The following is a 530-nucleotide window of genomic DNA, read 5'->3' on the forward strand; positions in this document are numbered from 1 at the left end:
AAAATAGCCAGACAGAGGGTGTCGGCAACGAAGTCCGGCAACGGGCTTCAAAAGACCTTGCAAACAATCTCAATCTGACGATGGTTACTATTTATACTTTTCTTTTATTTTTCTGTTGTTTTGGTTGTCATAAGGGAGAAAAGCCCGGAAATAAGGGATTTTCCCGGGCTAATGTCCTGCAACCGGCTCGGCAACGGGATAGCAACAGGGGGTGCAACGGGCTGTCATTTTCAGAATGGAAGCTTCATCTGTTCTGTGACCTCCACAAAGCCATCCATCGTTTTTTCAGACGGGTTGCATAAGTCCGTTGCCGGGTTTTCACGCTCCCAGCCCTTTTGTCTGCCATATTCGGAAAACATTCTTGGGTTCGGGAAGTACCGCCAGCCGGAAATACACTGATTCATAATCTCGTTGATTTCCCGGATTTCCCATTGCTTCGGCTCGTCAAAGGCATGGTTTAAGGCTTCCTTGTAGAGCTGCTTGGAACAGACCATGCTCCCGGTGTACTTATCAAGATACGCCTGTATCAT

Annotated in this window: 1 pseudogene; it reads right to left on the bottom strand. The window is 47.5% G+C overall.

Features of this window, described 5'->3' with window-relative positions:
• Positions 1–230: 230 nt before the first annotated feature.
• A pseudogene (locus LJE09_RS17405) lies at positions 231–530 on the bottom strand (virulence-associated E family protein); the annotation flags it as partial.

The sequence above is a fragment of the Blautia sp. DFI.3.45 genome, from assembly GCF_020593505.1.
Lineage (GTDB): Bacteria > Bacillota > Clostridia > Lachnospirales > Lachnospiraceae > Blautia_A > Blautia_A wexlerae.